Origin of the sequence: Nonomuraea sp. NPDC050022 (genome assembly GCF_044460705.1) — a bacterium.
Taxonomy (GTDB): Bacteria; Actinomycetota; Actinomycetes; order Streptosporangiales; family Streptosporangiaceae; genus Nonomuraea.
The window spans coordinates 512,686-528,693 of the sequence record NZ_JBITKE010000002.1; the positions used below are offsets into that span (position 1 = coordinate 512,686).

General features: G+C 70.2%; 14 protein-coding genes. 5 read left to right on the forward strand and 9 right to left on the reverse strand.

Annotated features, from left to right (window positions below; genetic code table 11):
* Positions 1-318: 318 nt before the first annotated feature.
* A complete protein-coding gene (locus tag ACIBO2_RS08895; protein WP_358551110.1) occupies positions 319-1,380 on the reverse strand; it encodes an ATP-binding protein in 1,062 nt (353 codons plus the stop codon).
* On the reverse strand, positions 1,377-2,030 hold the full coding sequence (locus ACIBO2_RS08900; protein ID WP_358551108.1) for a response regulator transcription factor: 654 nt from the start codon (positions 2,028-2,030) through the stop codon (positions 1,377-1,379). The genes ACIBO2_RS08895 and ACIBO2_RS08900 overlap by 4 nt, the downstream gene beginning before the upstream one ends.
* An 88-nt stretch (positions 2,031-2,118) precedes the next feature.
* On the opposite strand from ACIBO2_RS08900, the gene ACIBO2_RS08905 reads away from it, so the two are divergent.
* Positions 2,119-3,447 carry a S41 family peptidase gene (locus tag ACIBO2_RS08905; protein WP_397296094.1) on the forward strand — a complete coding sequence of 443 codons (1,329 nt, stop codon included), beginning with the start codon at positions 2,119-2,121 and terminating at the stop codon, positions 3,445-3,447.
* 30 nt (positions 3,448-3,477) lie between these two features.
* Here the strand turns inward: ACIBO2_RS08905 and ACIBO2_RS08910 are convergent, their stop codons facing one another.
* A complete protein-coding gene (locus tag ACIBO2_RS08910) occupies positions 3,478-3,654 on the reverse strand; it encodes a hypothetical protein (RefSeq protein ID WP_358450280.1) in 177 nt (58 codons plus the stop codon).
* A gap of 32 nt (positions 3,655-3,686) precedes the next feature.
* On the opposite strand from ACIBO2_RS08910, the gene map reads away from it, so the two are divergent.
* A complete protein-coding gene (gene map / locus ACIBO2_RS08915; protein WP_358551104.1) occupies positions 3,687-4,535 on the forward strand; it encodes a type I methionyl aminopeptidase in 849 nt (282 codons plus the stop codon).
* Here the strand turns inward: map and ACIBO2_RS08920 are convergent.
* From ACIBO2_RS08920 to ACIBO2_RS08940, 5 genes are all read right to left on the reverse strand, one after another.
* Positions 4,522-4,911, reverse strand: coding sequence for a hypothetical protein (locus ACIBO2_RS08920; protein ID WP_357961296.1), 390 nt, complete (start codon positions 4,909-4,911; stop codon positions 4,522-4,524). The two genes, map and ACIBO2_RS08920, sit on opposite strands and share 14 nt — an antisense overlap.
* Positions 4,912-5,118: 207 nt before the next feature.
* Positions 5,119-7,095 carry a cytochrome c oxidase assembly protein gene (locus ACIBO2_RS08925; RefSeq protein ID WP_358551099.1) on the reverse strand — a complete coding sequence of 659 codons (1,977 nt, stop codon included), beginning with the start codon at positions 7,093-7,095 and terminating at the stop codon, positions 5,119-5,121.
* Positions 7,092-7,727, reverse strand: a complete 636-nt coding sequence (locus ACIBO2_RS08930) for a copper resistance CopC family protein (protein ID WP_358551097.1) — start codon at positions 7,725-7,727, stop codon at positions 7,092-7,094. The genes ACIBO2_RS08925 and ACIBO2_RS08930 overlap by 4 nt, the downstream gene beginning before the upstream one ends.
* 44 nt (positions 7,728-7,771) lie before the next feature.
* A complete protein-coding gene (locus ACIBO2_RS08935) occupies positions 7,772-9,088 on the reverse strand; it encodes a helix-turn-helix domain-containing protein (RefSeq protein WP_397296097.1) in 1,317 nt (438 codons plus the stop codon).
* Between the two features lie 196 nt (positions 9,089-9,284).
* Positions 9,285-10,838 (reverse strand): helix-turn-helix domain-containing protein, encoded by a 1,554-nt coding sequence (locus ACIBO2_RS08940; RefSeq protein WP_358551093.1) that lies wholly within the window; start codon positions 10,836-10,838, stop codon positions 9,285-9,287.
* A gap of 93 nt (positions 10,839-10,931) precedes the next feature.
* Between ACIBO2_RS08940 and ACIBO2_RS08945 the strand changes: the two genes are divergently transcribed.
* The 3 genes from ACIBO2_RS08945 to ACIBO2_RS08955 all read left to right on the forward strand — a co-directional run bounded on the left by ACIBO2_RS08945 (position 10,932) and on the right by ACIBO2_RS08955 (position 14,852).
* Positions 10,932-13,145 carry a xanthine dehydrogenase family protein molybdopterin-binding subunit gene (locus ACIBO2_RS08945; RefSeq protein WP_397296099.1) on the forward strand — a complete coding sequence of 738 codons (2,214 nt, stop codon included), beginning with the start codon at positions 10,932-10,934 and terminating at the stop codon, positions 13,143-13,145.
* Positions 13,129-13,359 (forward strand): EF-hand domain-containing protein, encoded by a 231-nt coding sequence (locus tag ACIBO2_RS08950; RefSeq protein ID WP_358551089.1) that lies wholly within the window; start codon positions 13,129-13,131, stop codon positions 13,357-13,359. The genes ACIBO2_RS08945 and ACIBO2_RS08950 overlap by 17 nt, the downstream gene beginning before the upstream one ends.
* Before the next feature lie 107 nt (positions 13,360-13,466).
* Positions 13,467-14,852, forward strand: coding sequence for an NCS2 family permease (locus ACIBO2_RS08955; protein ID WP_358551087.1), 1,386 nt, complete (start codon positions 13,467-13,469; stop codon positions 14,850-14,852).
* Positions 14,853-14,867: 15 nt separating this feature from the next.
* On the opposite strand, the gene ACIBO2_RS08960 is transcribed toward ACIBO2_RS08955, so the two are convergent.
* A complete protein-coding gene (locus tag ACIBO2_RS08960) occupies positions 14,868-15,866 on the reverse strand; it encodes an excalibur calcium-binding domain-containing protein (RefSeq protein ID WP_397296102.1) in 999 nt (332 codons plus the stop codon).
* Between the last annotated feature and the right edge of the window lie 142 nt (positions 15,867-16,008).

A 16,008-nucleotide genomic window follows, 5' to 3' on the forward strand; every position in this document is an offset into this window, starting at 1 on the left:
GATTACGGAAGAGTGTTCTCCTTGCCGCTGTGCGGCTGATGCGAAAACGGCTCAATTTCTATCTCAAAGCAGCCCCCCTTTCGCCGCCTCGAACTTTCTACCCCGACGTCGGCCGATGACTAGCCCCGAGTTTCGCTCGGCGCTTTATGGTTGATCACCGTCAGCGTTTTAATTCGAGACCTTACGCGCCCCATACAAGCATTTTGAGGATGCTTGTCCGATAAAGAGCTGATTTATTTGGGGGCGTTTGTCCGCCCCAGGCGAATTGGAGTCACAGGGAATCGGTCTTGCCCGTGACAGCGGCACAACCCGAGCCGCTCAGAAGACGACCACGACCTCCAGGCCGCCCCCGGGGTTGGGGCATGCCCGTACGCCCGCCTCGTGTGCCTTCGCGATCGACGCGACGATCGACAACCCGAGTCCGGCACCCTGCTCACGGGTCGTGTGGAGCCGCCGGAAGGGCTCGAAGAGGTCGTCCACACGCTCGCCCGGCACGTCCGGGCCGGTGTTCCGGACAGTCAGAGCTCTGTCGAAGAGCGTCAACTCGACACTGCCGCCGGGATGGTTGTAGCGGACCGCGTTGTCGAGGAGGTTGGTGACGAGCCGGTTCAGCAGGATCGGATCCCCATCGACGGTGAGCGGTTCGATCCGGGTGGTCACGGTGAGGCCGTCCGCGTTCCCTTCGGCCAGGACCACTCTCACCACCTCGTCCAGGGCCACCGGGAGCCGCTGCTCCAGGCCGTGTTCCGCTTGGGCGAGGACCAGCAGGGCGCCGATGAGGCTCTCGGTACGTCGGTTGTGGAACAGGAGCTTGTCGCGGATCTCGCCGACGTTCTCGGGCAGGCCGATCTCGATCGCCGCTCGCTGGACGGCCAGCGGGGTCCGCAGCTCGTGGGAGGCGTTCGCGATGAAGCGCCGCTGCGCCTCGACGGAGTGCTCGAGGCGGTCGAGCATCGCGTCGAAGGTGTCGGCCAGTTCCTTCAGCTCGTCCTTCGGCCCGACGAGCGCGATGCGTTCGTGCAGGGTCGACATGGACAGCCGCTGCGCGGTCGCGGTGATCCGGTGGACGGGCCGCAGGATCCGCCCGGCGACCAGCCAGCCGACGACCACTGACACCACCGTCAGGAGCCCGACCGTCAGCTCGGTCACCCCCCACTGGTACTGGATCACGTCGTCCACCAGATCGGGCAGCACCGGCGGCGGATCGGCCGGCACTTTCCGCAGCGGCGCCAGTGGCGCCACCGGCGCCCCCTGGATCCGCGAGATCCCCCTGTGCAGCGCCTGGCTCAGCAGCAGGTTGACCGTGATCAGCAGCACGGTCGAGGTCAGCAGGAACAATCCGGAGTAGATCAGCGTGAGCCGTACCCGGACCGTCGTCACAACACGTATCCCGCGCCGGGAACCGTCTGGATGCAGGCCGGTTCGCCCAGCTTCGCGCGTAAGCGGCTGATCACCACCCGCACCACCGTCGTGAACGGGTCCACGTTCTCGTCCCACGCCTCTTCGAGCAGCCGTTCAGAGCTCACGACCGCGCCGTCCGCCCTCATCAGCACCTCAAGGACGGCGAACTCCTTGAGCGACAGGTGCAGATGCCGCCCGTCCCGCGAGGCCTGCAGCCGGTGGGCGTCGAGCACGATCCCGTGCCGCGTCAGCACCGGCGGCACCTGCGCCTGGCTGCGCCGCCCCAGCGCCCGCACCCGGGCGACCAGCTCGGCGTAGTCGAACGGCTTGGGCAGGTAGTCGTCGGCCCCCATCCCGAGACCGGCCACCCGCTCCGGCACCGCCGCGGCCGCCGTCATCATCAGGATCCGCGTACGGCTGCCGCGCGCCACCAGCTCACGGCACACGAGGTCACCGTGCATCCCGGGCAGGTCCCGGTCCAGTACGAGGACGTCGTAGTCGCTCACCGCCAGCCGCTCCGCCGCGGCGGCCCCGTCGTACACCACGTCGACGGCCATGGCGTGGCGGCGCAACCCCACCGCCACGAGATCGGCCAGATCGCGTTCGTCTTCGGCCACCAGCACCCGCATGTCGACGTTCGTACCCGAATCGGGGTAACAGCGGCGTTAACGGATCCGTTCACGGCCGTGCAATCCGCTTCCCGTCACGCTGGCGGCCATGATCAGACTCCTCTGCACCGCCGTGCTGACGGCGGCCTGCGCCCTGGCCGCGCCCGCGTCCTCGCCGGCCGCCGCCTCAGACGACCGCTGCGCCGCCGCCACGTCGCCACCGCCGCAATCGGCGCCACCCACCTCGGTGAACACCCTCCGTCAGGCGTACTTCTGTGTGCTGGACCATTACTACAGCGGTCCGGCCATGGATCCGAAGGCCCTGCTGAAGAGCGCTTTCGCCGCCTACACCCAGGACCTGATGCGGCGCGACGCCGACCGGGCCGACCTCCGGCTGCCCGAACTGACCGGCGACCGCGACACCGACTGGGCCGCCTTCGCGCAAGTCCTCGGGGCCGGTGACGTGTCCGCGCTGCGCGCCGCGATCACCGGGATGATCACCGGACTGCACGACAACCATGCCCGCGCGGTCCGGCCGACTCCCCCGCCGGAAGGGGGGCCGACCGGAACGGGCATCGTGGGCGTGTCAGCCGCGCAGGGCCCGCAGCTCGACCCGGCGGCCAAGCCGCCGTTGTTCATCACCCGCGTCCTGCCCGGCAGCCCCGCCGCCAAGGCCGACATCAGGCCCGGCGACATCATCGTCAAGGTCAACGGCATGCCGGCGTTCATCGGGGACACCGCGAACCAGAGCATCGTCAACGCCTTCGCCGCCGACACGGTAACGCTCACGCTCAAGCGCCCTACGACGGGACGGACCCGCACCATCGATCTCAAGGAGGGCCCCGTCACGGTGCAGCCTCCGGGGGTGACGTCGAAGACGCTTCCCGGCGGCGTCGCGTACATCCAGCTCCCCGGGTTCTTCGAAGGCGCCGCCGACCAGGTCATCGCCAAGCTCCAGGACAAACCGAAGGCGGTGGTCCTCGACCTGCGCGGCAACGGCGGCGGGTCGCCCCGTGAGGTGACGCGGCTGCTCGGCGCCTTCGCCCACGGCAAGGTGACCAGCTACTTCTGCCCGCTCCAGGGAGACTGCGTGCCCAACCGGACCGACGACAGCGTCCCGCTGCTCGGCCTGCGCCTCGTCGTCCTGACCGACCGGGCCTGCGCCTCGGCCTGCGAGGACTTCAGCGCGGCCGTCAAGGACAACGGACTGGGCACCCTCATCGGGACCCGCACCGCGGGAGCCATCTCCGGCCCCGCCGAAGGCTACCTCCTCGACGACGGCAGCCTCCTGCTGCTGCCCAAGGTCCGGCACCTCGGGCCCGCCCGCGAGATCATCGACACGATCGGTGTACCGGTCGACCACCACGCCCCGATGACCGCCCTTGACCTGGCCACCGGCCGTGACCCGGGCGTGGCGAAGGCGCTCGCGTCGCTGTAGATCCGCGAGCCCGGACGTAGGATCTGCGGCCTAGTCCTCGTCCTCGTCGGCCTCGTCCCACGCCTTGTTGCGGTCGGCGGCGCGCTGCAGGGCGCCGGCCGCCTCTTGCTCGCTCTCGTAGGGGCCCATCCGGTCCTTGTTGGGGCAGCCCTGTTCGGGCTCGACGCGCATGTGCTTGAGGCAGAACCACCACTGGCCATCGCTCACGGGATCAATCCTGCCCCGTAGACTTGCCTTTCATGACGACATTGCTCCAGCCAGGGCGAGTTTCGCCCATTCGAAAGGTCCCCGCGCACATCCAGCGGCCGGAGTACGTCGGCAAGAAGCGTCCCAAGACCGGTGAATCCGACGTCAAGACCCCGGAGACGATCGAGCGGATGCGGGTGGCCGGCCGGATCGCGGCGCAGGCGATGGCCGAGGTCGCCAAGCACATCCAGCCCGGTGTCACGACCGACGAGCTGGACCGGATCGGCCACGAGTTCCTTGTCGACCACGGCGCCTACCCGAGCACGCTCGGCTACAAGGGCTACCCCAAGTCGCTGTGCACCTCGATCAACGAGGTGATCTGCCACGGCATCCCCGACGACACCGTGCTGCGCGACGGCGACATCGTCAACGTCGACATCACCGCCTTCATCGGCGGCGTCCACGGCGACACCGACGCCACCTACCTGGTGGGCGAGGTCGACGAGGAGTCACGGCTGCTGGTGGAGCGCACCCGCGAGGCGATGATGCGGGCGATCAAGGCGGTCGCGCCGGGCCGGCAGCTCAACGTGGTGGGCCGGGTCATCGAGGCCTACGCCAAGCGGTTCGGCTATGGGGTGGTGCGCGACTTCACCGGGCACGGCATCGGCACCACCTTCCACTCGGGCCTGATGGTGCCGCACTACGAGGACCCGTCGCTGCGGGTCGAACTGGTGCCGGGGATGACGTTCACGATCGAGCCGATGCTGACGCTGGGCACGATCGACTACGACATCTGGCCCGACAAATGGACCGCCGTGACCAAGGACCGCAAGCGCACGGCTCAGTTCGAGCACACGATCGTGGTGACCGACACGGGCAGTGAGATCCTCACCCTCGCCTAGGCACCACGCCGCTGACGGTGGTGCCCTCGCCCTGCGTCCCGGTGACCGACAAGCTCCCGCCTAGTTCGGTGAACGTGGCCCGCATCCGCGCGATGCCGCGGCCCGCTCTGAGCGTGGTGAAGCCCCGGCCGTGATCGCGGATCGTCATCCGGAGGCCGTCCCGGCCCGAGGTCACCGCGACGGAGACAAGGCTCGCGCCGCTGTGCGCCTCGACATTGCCGAGGGCCTCGCGCATGGCGGCCAGCACGCCCGCCCCAATGCGGGACGGCACGTCGGTCGAGGGCAGCGCCCACGTCTCGACGGCGATGCCCGTGCGCTCCGACCACTCCGCCAAGTAGGTCTCCAGCGCCTCCGCCAGGCTTTGCCCCCCGCGCATGCGCGTCTCTTTCGACAACTCTGATCGCCTCTCTGAGCACATGGGGCACCCATCGGCCCCCATACCGATGTCCCATGCGCGTGCGCGAAGTTCCCCCCTCGGGCCTTACGCACACAGCTCATGAGGTTATGCCCGTCTCCCCTGCGAGCAAGGCTACCCGGCGGTTCGGTTACGCGCGGGGGAGGATAGAAGGCCGTGGCCGAACGGCTACTCGGCCCTGTCACTTCTGTTGAGCTTGGCGAGGTAGGCGTTGTAGGAGGCGAGTTCGGGGTCGCCCGCGCCGCCGCGGTCGGCCTTGCGGTCCGCCCGCCGTGCCTGCCGCTCGTCGTCCTGGTACCACTGCATGGCGATCGCCAGCAGCACCATCAAGGTCGGGATCTCGCCGAACCCCCAGGCGATCGCGCCGCCGTTCTGCTGCTCCTCCAGCAGCGGGCCGCCCCACGTACGACCGAGCTGGTCGTACCAGCCGGAGGCCAGCACGGTGCCGGTCATCATCAGCGCGACGCCGAAGAACGCGTGGAAGGGCATCGTGACGAACAGGACCAGCAGCTTGCCCACGTACGGCAGGCGGTGCGGAGCCGGGTCGACCCCGATGATCGCCCAGAAGAACAGCGACCCGCTGAGCAGGAAGTGCAGGGTCATGAAGATGTGCCCGAGGTGTTCCTCCATGGCCGACTCGAACAGCGGCGTGAAGTACAGCGCGTACGTCGAGGCGATGAAGATCGCCGTCGCGATGCCCGGATGGCCGACGACCTTGACGAACCCGCTGTGCAGGATCGTCGTCAGCCACTCGCGCGGCCCCCGGTCACCGCGCTTGGCGGCCGGCCTGAGCGCGCGCAGCGCCAGCGTGACGGGACCGCCGAGGACCAGGAGGATGGGCACGACCATGGCGAGCGTCATGTGCTCGACCATGTGCACGTCGAACATGACCTTGGCGTAGCGGGCCATACCGCTCTGGGTGGCCACGACCAGCAGCGCCACCCCGCCGAACCAGGCGGCGGTGCGGCCCCACGACCAGCTGTCGCCGCGCCGCATCAGCCTGATGACCCCGGCGGCGTAGAGGCCGCCCAGGGCGGCGGCGACCACCGCGAAGAACAGGTCGAGCCACCACAGCGAGGCCAGGTTGCCGATCGTGATCGGCGGCGGCATCGGGAACCCGAGCAGGTCGAAGGCCCGGTCGGCGGGCACGCTGACCGGCGGCGGCGCGGTGCGGGAGAGCACGACGGCCAGGCCCATGGTGGCGGCCATGAGCAACAGCTCACCGCAGGCCAGCCGGGTGAACGCGCCATGGCGGCCGGCGCCCATCCCGGCCAGGGTGCGCTGCCGGTGCCACCAGCCCACGTAGCCGAGCAGGACGAACGCGATGATCTTCGCCACGATCAGCACGCCGTACGCCGACGTCCAGAGATCGGAGACCGAGGTCAGCCGGGCGAGCACGCTGAACACCCCGGACGCGCCGACCCCGATGTAGCACCACAGGGCGAGCCTGGAGAACCTGGCCGCGGCGATCTCCAGCTGCGGCAGCTTCCGTACGGCGTGCAGGGCCACCACGGCGAGGCCGCCCACCCACAGCGACAGCGTGAGCAGGTGCAGCGCCAGCCCCGAGGTGGCCAGGTCGTGGTTGGGCGAGGAGGAGGAGTGACCGGTGAGCGCGGGCGGCAGCAGCGTGGCCAGCGCGAGCACCAGCAGGCCGGCCGCGGCCCCGGCGGTGATGGCACCGCGCGAGAACAGCGCGATGGCCACCCCGAACAGCACTACGAGCGTCAGCGCGATGCCCTGGCCGAACTGGGTGGCGAAGCCGGTCAGGTAGTTGGATTCGAAGATCTCGGTGACCGGGCGGGCGAAGAAGTCGGCCGCCCCGAACATGATCGCGGCGAACGCGGCGGCGGCCCAGGACAGCGCGCTCCAGGAGGCGGCCTTGACGTAGCCGAGCGCGGTCTTGCCCAGCAGGCCCTTGTCGTTGGGCAGCAGGAGGGCGGCGGTCAGCAGCAGGCCGATGGTGACCACGCCGGCCGCGTCCATCCACAGCTTGGAGACCGGCAGCCCCCATCGGGTGATCGGCCCGGCGTCGGGCAGGCCGGCGATGATCCGGGGGAACGCCGCGCCGCCGGCGACCATGGCGATCACCAGGGCGACGAGCGCCGCCCCCACCGCCGCGAGCGCGAGACGCGCGGCCCTGGTCACGGCTTCTTCTCGTCTGTGGGCGGTTGTGTGGGCGGCCCGCTCGGCCGCTTCTGCCGCGCGCTGAGCAGGAAGCCGATGCCGATGCCGACGAGCGCGCCGACCACGACGATCAGCCACACGGGGAACGACGTCGAGGCGGCCCCCGCCTGATCGGCCGGCACGGCAGAAGCCGGAGCCTGGGCCTGGGTTTGGGCTACCGGAGCCTCGGTGACGGGCGCCTGCGACTGCGCGCTCGGTGGCGGCGCGCTCGGCGAGGGCGACGGCGAAGGCGCCCCCTTGACCGTGAACGGGATCTCGCCCTCGATCGGGTGCCCGTCGGAGGAGACGACGCGGTAGGCGATCGTGTATTTCCCATCGGGCAACGCGCCCTTGAGCTCCTGCGTCACCACCTTGCCGTCGGCCCGGGGGTCGCCGCTCTGGTGAGCGGTGCCTTCCGCGCCGCGGACGACCACGACCGGGATGCGCACGCCCGAGGTGAACTCGAGCTTGACTTCGTCGACGGACTCGACCGTGGCGCCCTTGGCCGGGTCACTGCTCTTGAGAGCGTCGTGAGCCAGGGCCGGTCCGGCGGTGCCCAGCAGGACCAGGGCGGCGAGGAACGCGGTGAGAGCCGCGAACGGGGATCTCTTCATGACATCCCCAAGGCTACCGACGCCGCCGCCCGGTCCTGACCCCGCTACAGGCCCGCGCAGGCCAGCGCGCGCTGGTAGGCCTTCACGGCGTTGTCGGCCTCGCCCAGCTGCTCCATGGTCTCGGCGGCGGCGTACCAGGTGGCGGCCACGCTACGGGAGTCCGGCAGCGGGTCGATCCACTGGCGCACGGCCTCGAGCTCGTTGGTGGCCTCACCGAACCTGCCCAGGCCGCCGTAGGTGCGGCTGAGCACGAGACGCAGCTCGGCGTCGAGCGTCCTGGCGGACTCGGGCAGCAGCTCCGTACCGGATCGCGCGTATCTGATGGCCTGCTCGTAGTTGCCGTCCAGGATCTCGGCGCGGGCCAGCTCCACCAGGCAGCTGGCCCGGTCGGCGGTGCTGGCGGAGGACTGGGCCAGCTCGTGGTCGGCCTTGAGGAGCAGCTGACGGGCCTCCTTGGCCGCCGACGGCCTGGCCCTGAGCATCAGCGCCGCGTACGCCTGGCGCATCCTGGCGAGGTTGCGCGGCTGGCCGGTCTCGGACTGGACGGCCAGAGCGCGCTCGGCGAAGCCGAGGGCCTCCTCACCATGCCCGGTGCTCTCGGCCACGATGGCGGCGTTCCAGCAGGCGGCGACCATGGATCGCGGCGTGCCGAGCAGGTCGGCGGCGTTCAGCAGCTCGGCGGCGAACTGGCGGGCGCGCAGGAGGTCGCCGCGCTTCAGGTAGACGTTCAGCAGGGTCGCGCCGAGCTCGATGATCAGGTCGGACCACGCCGGCCGGCTCGCCCCGCCCAGGACCCGCTCGCCGATGCCGACGGCCTCGGTGAGCCTGTCGCTCCTCATATAGAGGCGGCACAGCGCGATGGAGACCTCGATGCGGCGGTCGGGTGAGATGTCCTCCTCGCTCAGCCGATCGAGGAGAGCGATGGCGCCGCTGTGGTCGCCGCAGGCCTCGGTGGCCAGGGCAAGTCCGAATTCGGTGTCTTGACGGAGAGACGTCAGACCTGTCAGGTTATTGTTCGCCATCAGCTCGGCGAAGCGGGTGCGGGCCTCGGTGACCTCACCGTTCTCCAGGGCCAGCCGCGCGTAGCCGAGTGCGAGCTCGATATCCTCCATCTGCTCTGCGGTTACGCCGTTGACCAAGTAGGACAACGAGCAGTCCAGCTTCTGGGCCAGCAGTTCCAGGACGGCAGGAGTCGGGGTACGCTTGCCACTCTCGATCAAGGAGACGTAGCTGTCCGAGAGTTCGGGATGCGCGAGTTGGGCCTGAGACAGGCCACGCTGTCGCCGAACGGTCTTAATACGGAGTCCGACCAGGTCAGATGTGGTCACAGTCGCCGCTCCTTGAGATGATGACAAACGCACAACCCATATAGGCGAGGGAGCCCTAGATGCGCAAGCGTCTTATCCTGTCAGCACTGATTGCGACTGTTTTGGTCGCAGCCACCAATGTTACGACTGCGGAGGCCGAAGTGGCGCCCAGCATCGCATTTGATGTCATTGCGTGCTGCTAGCCACCTCTAGTTAGGCCGCCCGAACCGCTCTCCAGGCCGCGGATCCCTCAGCGTGCCCGGAGCGCCAGAAAAAAATCGACCCGATCCGTCATCGTCGACAGGTCGCGGCCGGTCAGCTCCTCCACCCTCCTGATCCGGTATCGAACCGTGTTGACGTGCACGTGCATCCGCTCCGCGCACGCGTTCCACGAGCCGGCACAGTCGAGGAACGTGCCAAGCGTCCGCACCAGCTCTGACTGGTGCCGCCCGTCATAGTCGAGTAGCGGCGTCAGCAGCCGATCGGCGAAGGAGCGGCGCACATCGCCGGGGGCGGTGGCCAGCAACAGGGCGTGCGTGTAGATCTCATCGCTGGTCACCACTCCGCCGCCGCGCACCTCCGCCAGCCGCCGGGCGTGCCCGGCCTCCTCGACCCCGCCCTTCACGGCCGCCGCGCCGGTGAGCGCGCCGCTCAGTCCGACGCAGACGCGCGTGCCGGGCAGCGCGGACAGCACCTCCGCCCCGGCGCTCAGCCGCTCGGCCACCCCGCTCACGGTCGAGCCTCGCAGCGGCACCAACCCCACCGCGCCGTCGGTCCGTACCGCACCCTCCGCCCGTGCCGCGCTTTCCGTCTGTACCGCGCCTTTCGCCCGTGCCGCGCCTTCCGTCGGTACCGCGGCGACGATCTCGCGGTCCAGCAGTTCCTCCACGGCCTGCCCGCCCAACGTCGCCGCGTCCGGATCGCCCGGCCGGCCCGTCGTGAGGACGGTGGCGTTCACGATCGCGTACGGCTCGGCGGCGTCGAGCCCGCAGGTGCGGAGCCTGGCGTCCAGCTCGGCCGGGCCCGCCCCCGCCAGCGCGGCCGTGACGAGCTGCTCGGCCAGCCGCCGTTCGACCCGGCGCCCCTCCTCCATCCGGCTGTGCTCGACCGCGACACAGGCCGCCAGCTCGTAGCCGAGGTCGGGCCGGTCCAGCAGGTCGCCGTCGCAGGCCAGTACCCAGCCCGCGGCCCGGTGGCCGCGCCCGACGCCGAAGATCGTGTGCTCGCCGACGCGGCAGGGCAGCCGGGACGCCGTCAGGTACGCGCGGGCCAGCCGTGCCGGATCCTCGGCGGAACCCACGATCACCCGGCCGGAGGCGGAGACGACGGCGCCCGTGACGCCCAGCTCCGCGGCCGTCAGCGCGAACAGCTCGGGCAGCGCGGCGCCCTCGGCCACCGCGGTGAGCAGCCTGCGGTGGCGGCCGAGCGCGTCGCGCGCGTCGCCGGACAGGCGGGGCACGACGAGCTCCGCGAGCGTACGGAACGAGGTCTCGGTGGGCACCTCGACGAGCGTCAGCCCGGCCGCCGCGCACGCCGCCACGAGGTCTTCCGGAACGTGGCCGAGCCACGCCTGGCCCGCGCCGAGCGCGGCCACCCCGGCCTCGGCCAGCGCGGCGACGAAAGGGGCCGCGTCGTCCGGCGAGGTGCGCCACATCATCCCCGTGAGCACCAGCTCGCCGCCCGACAGGTAGCGCCCCGGCTCGGGCAGGTCGGTGATGTGCACGCCGGTGAACTCCGTGGCCGGGTCGCCGGTCAGGAGCCTGAGGCGCAGCTCGCCGATGGCCAGCAGGTCACTGATGCGCACTTGGAGGAATATACAAGTCGGCCCGCCAAGCTCTGACCTGGATTTAACGTCACACGCATAGGACCGCCGACACGCTGGTGCTCTACTCGGAAGATGACCGAAACGTCGAGCGAGACGCGGCCGCTCGAGTCCATGGGCGTGGGCGAGAGCGCCCGGCGGCCGGACGCCACACTGAAGGTGACAGGCGAGTTCGCCTACGCCTCCGACCTGTGGCTCGACGGCATGGCGTGGGGCGTGACGCTGCGCAGCCCGCACGTCTCGGCGTGGATCCGCTCGATCGACGTGGGGCCCGCGCTGGCGATGCCGGGGGTGTTCACGGTGCTGACGCACGAGGACGTGCCCGGCGAGAAGTTCTACGGCCTGGAGCTGAAGGACCAGCCCGTGCTGGCCATCGACCAGGTCCGCTATCAGGGCGAGCCGGTCGCGCTGGTGGCCGCCGACCATCCGGAGACCGCGCGCAGGGCCGCGGCGGCGATCGTGGTCGAGTACGAGCCCCGTCCCGCCGTGACAGACCCCCGTGAGTCCCGAAATTTCGTACGACATCAGCCGGTGCGGGTGGGCGACACCTTCGAGGCGGACGTCGTGGTGTCGGCCGAGTACGAGGTCGGCATGCAGGACCAGGCGTTCCTCGGCCCCGAGTCCGGCCTGGCCGTCCCCGCCGAGGACGGCGGCGTGGACCTGTACATCGCCACCCAGTGGCTGCACGTGGACCGCGACCAGCTCGCCCCCTGCCTCGGGCTGCCGCCGGAGAAGGTACGGCTGACCCTGTCGGGCGTCGGCGGCGCGTTCGGCGCCCGCGAGGACCTGTCGATGCAGGCGCACGCCTGCATGCTGGCGCTCCGGCTGAACCGTCCCGTGAAGATCGTCTACAACCGCGAGGAGTCGTTCTACGGCCACGTACACCGTCACCCCGCGTGGATGCGCTACGAGCACGGCGCCACTCGTGACGGCAAGCTCGTCTACGTCAAGGCCGACATCCTGCTCGACGGCGGCGCGTACTGCTCCTCCTCCCCCGCCGTCGTCGGCAACGCCGCCTCGCTCGGCGCCGGCCCGTACGAGGTGCCGAACGTCCGCATCGACGCCACCGGCGTCTACACCAACAACCCGCCGTGCGGGGCGATGCGCGGGTTCGGCGCGGTGCAGGCGTGCTACGCGTACGAGTCGCAGATGGACCTCCTGGCCGAGGCGTGCGGGCTGTCGCCGGTCGAGATCCGGGTGCGCAACGCGGTGTCGCAGGGTTCGTCCCTGGTCACCGGCCAGATCATCGACTCCCCCGCGCCGCTGGCCGGCATGCTCCGCGACCTGGCCGCGATGCCCCTGCCGCCCTCCCGGGAGTCCGATCTGCGCACGCTGCCGGGCGGCGTCTCGCAGACCACCCACGGCGAGTCCGTACGGCGAGGCGTCGGGTACGGCGTGGGCATCAAGAACATCTGCTTCTCCGAAGGCTTCGACGACTACTCCACGGCCCGGGTCCGCGCCGAGCTGATCGGCGGCGAGCCGCACGTCACCGTGCACACCGCGGCGGCCGAGGTCGGCCAGGGCCTGGTGACGATCCAGGCCCAGATCGCCAGGACCGAGCTCGGCGTCGAGAACGTGACCGTGGCGACGGCCGACACCACGGTGGGCTCGGCGGGCTCATCGTCGGCCTCGCGGCAGTCGTACGTCACCGGCGGGGCGGTGAAGGCGGCCTGCGAGGCCGTTCGGGCGCGATTCGAGGGGCTGCCGGCCAGGGAGGCGCTGGAGAAGTACGGGACGATCGAGGAGACGCGGGAGTATCGGCACCGGCCCACGTTCCCGATGGACCCCGAGACCGGGCAGGGTGACTCGCACACCCAGCTCGCCCTGTGCGTACACCGGGCCGTGGTGGACGTGGACGTCGAGCTGGGCCTGGTCAAGGTGGTCGAGCTGGCGGCCGTACAGGATGTGGGACGGATCATGAACCCGCAGGCGCTGGAGGGCCAGATCCACGGCGGCTCGGCGCAGGGACTCGGGCTGGCGCTGATGGAGGAGATCCAGATGCGTGACGGGCGGCTGCTGAATCCGTCGTTCACCGACTACCTGATTCCCACCATTCTCGACATGCCGCCGATGGCGCTGAAGATCCTGGAAAATCCCGACCCCAACGCCCCGTACGGGCTGCGGGGCGCGGGTGAGCCGCCCACGCTCTCGTCCACGCCCGCCATCGCGGCGGCGGTGCGGGCGGCGACCGGACTGCGGTTGACGCGCGTTCCCATCAGACCGGAAGATATCGCCTTGGTTAATGGGCGGATCGACTACGGGGAGGAATCCGATGACCAGCGCACGTGACGCGGCCAAGGCGGAGTTCGAGCGGTACGACACCGACGGTGACGGCCTGCTGTCGACCAGCGAGATCAGGCAGGTCAACGCGGCCCTCGGCGGGCACGGCGTCACCGACGCGGAGATCAGCGCGTTCATCGACGCCATCGACAAGGACGGCGACGGCCGGATCGGCCTGGAGGAGTTCATCGGCCTGGTGGGCGGTGGCAAGCACGAGGCATGATCGGCGCCTTGCGAGGCGTGATCGGCGCCTTGTGGGACCGGCCGGAGGGATGATCACGCACCCGGCCGGGTAAGGCACCCGGCACTCCCCCTTGATCGCGAGGGGGAATGGCCGTGCTCGACAGGTTCTTCGAGCTCTCCGGCCGGTCGACGACGGCCGGGCGCGAGGTGCGCGGCGGCATCACCACATTCATGGCGATGGCCTACATCATCCTGCTCAACCCGATCATCCTGGCCGGGGCCCGTGACGTCACCGGCGCCAGGCTCTCGATCGTCCAGCTCACCACCTCGACCGCCTTGGCGGCGGCCGTCTCGACGCTGCTCATGGCCTTCATCGGCAACGCGCCGTTCGGGCTGGCGGCCGGGCTCGGCCTGAACGCGGTCGTGGCCTACCAGGCCGCGCCCCACATGACCTGGGCCCAGGCGATGGGCCTGGTCGTCCTCGAAGGACTCGCGATCGTCATCCTGGCCGTGACGGGCCTGCGTACCCTGATCATGAACGCGATCCCGCTGGCGCTCAAGCACGCGATCAGCGTGGGGATCGGGCTGTTCATCGCGCTGATCGGCCTGGTCGACGCGGGCTTCGTGGCGGCGGGATCCGGCACGCCCGTGCAGCTCGGCGCGACCGGGCACCTGGCGGGCTGGCCGGTCACGGTGTTCTGCTTCGGGCTGCTCCTGATGATCGTCCTGTACGTACGCCGGACTCCGGCGGCCATCCTCATCAGCATCGCGGTGACTACTGTCCTGGCCGTGGTCGTGAATTCACTGGCCTCCATCGACCCCAAGACCTGGGGCGTGGTGACACCCCGGGTGCCGAAGTCGCTGGTCGCGGCGCCCGACTTCGGGCTGGTGGGACGGTTCGATCTGTTCGGCGGGTTCGTGAGCGCGGGGGCGCTGACGGCGGCCGTGGTGCTGTTCACGCTGATTCTGTCCGGGTTCTTCGACGCGATGGGCACGATCATCGGCGTCAGCGACGAGGCCGGGCTGGTGGACGAGCAGGGGCGGGTGCCGCGGCTGGGCGCGATCCTGACCGTGGACGGCGTCGCGGGCATGATCGGCGGGGCGAGCAGTTCGTCGGCCAACACCGTCTTCGTCGAGTCGGCCGCCGGCGTGGGCGAGGGGGCCAGGACCGGGCTGGCCAGTGTGGTGACCGGGGCGCTGCTGGGCCTGGCCCTGCTGTTCACGCCACTGGCCGGGATGGTGCCCGCGGCCGCGGCGGCACCCGCGCTGGTGCTGGTCGGGGCGCTGATGATGACGCAGAGCAGGAACGTGCCCTGGGAGGATCTGGAGCTGGCGGTGCCCGCGTTCCTGACGATCGCGCTGATGCCGTTCACGTACTCGATCACGAACGGGGTGGGGGCCGGGGTGATCTCGTACACGCTGATCAAGGCGGCTCGGGGGAAGTTCGGGGAGATTCCGTGGCTGCTGTGGGTGGTCTCGCTGATCTTCCTGGCCTATTTCGGGATCACCGCGCTGGAGGAGCTGTTCGGGTAGCTGCTTGGTCGGCTGTCAGCGGATGTCGGCGGTGTTGCAGGCCACGTTGTTCTTGTCGAGGTCGGGGTACCAGGCGTACTCGGGGTGGACGCCCTTGGTGTACGGGCCGTCGCCGGCGGCGACGGCCGCCTTGCAGCTCGCGTAGTGGGGGTCCAGGCTGCCCCGGACGGGAGAGGTGGCACGGCTGGCCGGGGCCGAGGCGCCTGATGTCGGCGCTCCCGCGTTGGGCACGCCCGTCGTACCCGTCGTGCCCGGGGGGGCCTGGCCCGTGGTGGTCGGCGCTCCACCGGTCGGCGCTCCACCCGTTGGGGCTCCACCCGTTGGCGCTCCACCCGTTGGCGCTCCACCCGTCGGTACCCCTGCGGTCGGGGCGGCGTCGGTCGGCCCTCCGTTGGTCGGCGCTCCGCCGGTCGGCGCTCCGGGCGACGGCGTGGAGCCGAGCAGGCTCGCGGCCAGGGCCTCGGCCGCCGCCTTGTCGAAGCCCACGATGCTCAGGCTGTCGCCGTCCATGGGCTGCGTGACGATCGGTGCTGCCACAACGGTCTTGGGCACCTGGACGACCGCCACCTGCCGCTGGTCGGTCACCAGCTCGTCAATGAGGTCCGACACCTTCTGCTTGAACGCGGGCGCGATCGCGATGCGCACCGAATAGGTGCCGTCCTTCTCGCGTACGGCCTCGATCCGCTGTACGGCGTTGACCGTGACCCCGTCCTCCAGCAGGTAACAGGTGGTCTGCTCCTTGTCGAGCACGGCCGTGACACCCGGGCACGGCGCCGGCTTGGTGTCTCTGACCGGCGCGAAGTGGATCGGCGTCGCCAGCCGCAGCGGCGGGACGCCCCCCAGGAGCGGCGCGTCGGGGCTTCTGGTCATCAGGACGGCGACCGTCCCCAGCACGCCGGAGATGAGCACAACGATCACCAGCGAGACGATCAACACGATGGTGGTGAATCTGCTGGCCTTGGGTTCTCCGGGCTCTCCGGGCTCCGCGGGTGGCGGCTCTTCCGGCTTCTCCATCGTTGGCGACCCCATCCTGACGTTCGGGCTGCGGGTGAGCCTATCGAGGACCGGCTGTAGCGGGGTAATCAGGCGAACAATCCTCATCGTCCAGCAAGAAATGGGGAAGATGGGGAAAAGGGCTGCAGATTGTCGATGGATC